Annotated in this window: 4 protein-coding genes and 1 pseudogene; 2 read left to right on the top strand and 3 right to left on the bottom strand. The window is 57.7% G+C overall.

The genetic code is table 11. The annotated features are described in order from the left end of the window. The 3 genes and pseudogenes from ACETWG_10840 to ACETWG_10850 all read right to left on the bottom strand — a co-directional run. Positions 1-413: GTP-binding protein (locus ACETWG_10840; GenBank protein ID MFB0517081.1), on the bottom strand; the 413-nt coding region annotated here is incomplete at its 3' end. A 149-nt stretch (positions 414-562) separates the two neighbouring features. Next, positions 563-1,219 carry a sulfatase/phosphatase domain-containing protein gene (locus tag ACETWG_10845; protein MFB0517082.1) on the bottom strand — a complete coding sequence of 219 codons (657 nt, stop codon included), beginning with the start codon at positions 1,217-1,219 and terminating at the stop codon, positions 563-565. Further along, a pseudogene (locus tag ACETWG_10850) lies at positions 1,180-2,094 on the bottom strand (sulfatase-like hydrolase/transferase). The gene ACETWG_10845 and the pseudogene ACETWG_10850 overlap by 40 nt, the downstream one beginning before the upstream one ends. A 411-nt stretch (positions 2,095-2,505) precedes the next feature. Here ACETWG_10850 and ACETWG_10855 point away from each other — a divergent pair. Both ACETWG_10855 and ACETWG_10860 read left to right on the top strand, forming a co-directional pair. Further along, the gene (locus tag ACETWG_10855) at positions 2,506-3,396 is read left to right on the top strand and encodes an electron transfer flavoprotein beta subunit/FixA family protein (GenBank protein MFB0517083.1); all 891 of its coding nucleotides are present in this window, start codon (positions 2,506-2,508) and stop codon (positions 3,394-3,396) included. 9 nt (positions 3,397-3,405) lie between these two features. Continuing rightward, a partial coding sequence (locus tag ACETWG_10860) for an electron transfer flavoprotein subunit alpha/FixB family protein (protein MFB0517084.1) occupies positions 3,406-3,817 on the top strand: 412 nt, incomplete at its 3' end.

Genomic DNA, 3,817 nt, shown 5'->3' on the forward strand with positions numbered 1-3,817 from the left:
GGCAGGTCCACCTTGTTGATCACCGGCACCAGCTGCAGGTCGTTCTCGATGGCCAGGTAGGCGTTGCTCACCGTCTGGGCCTCCACTCCCTGGGCCGCATCCACCAGCAGCAGGACCCCCTCACAGGCGGCCAGGCTGCGGGAGACCTCGTAGGTGAAGTCCACGTGGCCGGGCGTATCGATGAGGTTGAGGACGTAATCCTGCCCATCAGTATGCCGGTAGACCATCCGGATGGGGTGGGCCTTGATAGTGATGCCCCGCTCCCGCTCCAGATCCATGTCGTCCAGCACCTGGGCCTGCATCTCCTTGTCGGCCAGGGTATGGGTCAGCTCCAGGAAGCGGTCAGCCAGGGTGGACTTGCCGTGGTCGATGTGGGCAATAATGCAGAAGTTGCGTACCAGCGGATCAGCCATCGAGGCAAATTTAGCCGGGTAAGGAGAACCTTACGAAGGGAAAAGAAGATTAACGAATTTCTTATGCCCTGGGTCGAGGTATATACCCTAATAAAAAGGCCCGGGTGCCGTTCCGGGATACTGTCTTTTCCTATCGGCGGCTATCAGTCTCACCTTATTGACTTTTCACCACGGGTACGATCAAGCCATTGATCCCGTGCCGGATCATAATTGGGATTGGGGGCCGGCATCCGGGCATCGATCGACTGGCGCCATTGATGGAGCCGGTCCCGCAGCTGAGCCGCAGTATCCGGACGTTCGGCAGCCAGGTCGCGAGTCTCGCCCAGGTCTTCGGCCAGGTTGAAGAGCTCCAGCCGGCCATCTTCGAAGTATTCGATGAGTTTGTAGTCACCGACCCGGACGGCCCCGGAGGGAGAAGTGGGTCCGGAAGGATGATAATGGGGATAATGCCAATAAAGGGCATCATGAGAAAGGCTGCGGCTGCCTGTCAGAATCCCGGCCAGGCTCAGGCCGTCGAGGTCGGCTCTTCCCCGGACCGATCCGCCCGCCAGCTCCAGCATGGTAGGATAAAAGTCCGGGCTACTGACCGGTACCTGGCAGTTAGAGTCGGCCTTGATCTTTGCCGGCCAGCGTACGATGAGCGGTACACGGATACCACCCTCATAGAGTGACGACTTACCGCTGCGCAGGGGGGCGTTGGAGGTGTGCCGGGTCTGGCCGCCGTTGTCGGAGGTGAAGAAAATAACGGTATCTCCGCCAGCCCCTGGCTTTCCAGCGCAGCCATGATGCGCCCCACGCCCTGGTATAACGCCTCGATCATAGCCGCGTAACCTGAGTTGCGATGTTCCCTCCCCGGCTGCTTATCCGCGTATTTAGCGAGCAGATCCGACCGCCCCTGGATGGGGCTATGGACGGCGAAGTAGGGCAGATACAGCAGGAAGGGGCGCGGTCGGCTATCTTCAATGAAATTTACCGCCTCCTGTGTGAGGCGATCGGTGAGGTAGAGCCCTGGCTCTCCTTTCGGCAGGGTGGGGATCGTATAGCGCTGGTTGGTATAGGGGTAGTAGTAGCTGGGGGGCTGACCCCTTTCGGTGCCGGCAATATTCAGGTCAAAGCCCTGTTTCTCCGGGTAGTAGGGCTCACCACCCAGATGCCACTTACCGATGCTGGCCGAGGCGTATCCCAGTTCTTTAAGGGCTTCGGCGATGGTGGTTTCTTCCAGTGGCAGCTGCTGCTTGAATCGGGGCACTTCCAGGGGATGCCAGGGCTGGTAGTGACCGGCGATCCAATCGGTAAGGTGCAGCCGGGCGGGATACTTGCCGGTGAGCACCGCCGCGCGGGTGGGCGAGCAAACCGGGCTGGCCGCATACGCCTGTGTGAACCGCATCCCCTGCCGGGCCAGGCGGTCGATGTTCGGTGTCTCGTAATAGTCACTGCCATAGCACCCCAGGTCGGTCCATCCCAGGTCATCCACCAGAATAAAGACGAAATTAGGGTGGCGCTTAACGGCACAGGCCACACTGCCTAAAGCCATTCCCAGGGCCCCGGCCCCGGCCAGCTGGAGAAAGCGCCGGCGACTCATGGCTCTTTCCCCCGGCCCCGGGAAGCGGCCGGCCAGGGTGGACTTCCCGTGATCGATAGGGGTAATAATACCGAAATTGCGCACCGGCTGATGTGCCATCGAATTGAATTTAGATGGGGAGGGAGAAGTGAATGAAGGGAAAATGAATGGGTGCCAGTAGTCTACTCATTTTGGGTGACCATTCCATAAGCATCCTATCTTAAAATCAGAAATCCTCCCTCCCAGCTCTCCCCAAAAAGAGCCTGACAGTGTGATTATAACAACTTCCGCTGTTTTTAAAGAGGCAAGCATAAGAGACGATGAGCAATAGGCGGAAAAGGAATTTTCATACTGAAAACCGAATGAATGGGATATGTGAAGCTAATTTGTAGTTCTAATTGCCAATCAGCTATATCTTCTAAATACTTGTAATCAAAATATTAAAGTAAAATTTTTTTTAAATTTTAATGTTTCCCTTGGATTTGAATTCCTTCGTAAACTTTTGCCCACTCGTATGCTTGAAGGGTGATCATGGGTTATCATTGCATTGTGCTGGTGAAGCAGGTCCCGGATACGGCCAACCTCAGCGGCGAGGTGATGCGGCCGGACGGCACCGTGAACCGGGCCAGGCTGCCCGCTATTTTCAACCCCGACGACAGGGTCGCCCTGGAGGTGGCGCTGCAGGTGCGGGATCAGCACGGCGGGACGGTGGAGGTCCTCACCATGGGGCCGCCGAAGGCCTCGGACATGCTGCGGGAGTGCCTGTACATGGGTGCCGATGCGGCCCATCTGGTCAGCGACCGCAAATTCGCTGGCGCCGATACCCAGGCCACCTCCTACGTGCTCAGCGAGGCGATTAAAAAGGTAGGCGATTTCGACCTGATCTTCGCCGGGCGCCAGGCCATCGACGGCGATACCGCCCAGGTGGGACCGCAAACGGCGGAAAAACTGGGGTTTCCCCAGATTACCTATGCCGCGGAAATCGTCGATTTACACGACGACAAGATCGTCGTCAAAAGGAGGATCGACGGCGGCTATGAAATATTGGAAAGTCCCTTGCCGGTGCTCATTACCGTGATCAAGGACGCGGCCACGCCCAGACCTTTCAAAGCAAAACAGGTCATGGCCGTCAAAAATGCCAAATCGCTGCTGGAGCTGGAAAAACTAACCGAAGCCAATTCGCTGCTCTACATCGACGATCTCAAAGCAGAGTATATTGCAAAAGACCTATACATCCCGACCTACACTTTCGACGACCTGGACGTCGATCCCGAGCGCTGCGGCCTGGCGGGCTCGCCCACCAAGGTGCACAAGGTGGAATACGTGGTCCTGGAAGGGGGCGAGCACGAAAAAATTGATCCGACGAAGGACGGTATCGGGCATCTGGTCGACAGTCTGGTGAGCGACCACATTTTTGGATGATGGCCTGAGATGGCAGAGCTGTCCACAGAAGTCTGGGTATTCGTAGAACAGCACGCCGGTAAGGCCGCCGACGTCAGCTTTGAACTGCTTTCGAAAGGCAGGAAGCTAACCGAAAAGTTGAACGGCACCTTAAAAGCGGTCGTTATCGGGCACCAATTGCAAGCCCTGGCCGGCGAGACCTTTCGCTACGGGGCCCAGGAAGTGCTGCTCGTTGATCATCCCGACCTGGAGAGCTACCAGACCCTGCCCTACAGCCGCATCATGAGCGACCTGGTGAGCCGGCACCAGCCGCGCATCGTACTGTATGGGGCCACTTTCGTCGGACGGGACCTGGCCCCCCGGGTGGCCTCCTTCACCCGCAGCGGATTGACCGCCGACTGCACCGACCTCCAGATAGCCAACGTGACCTACCTGCAGAAGG

This window comes from Candidatus Neomarinimicrobiota bacterium (assembly GCA_041862535.1).
Taxonomy (GTDB): domain Bacteria; phylum Fidelibacterota; class Marinisomatia; order SCGC-AAA003-L08; family TS1B11.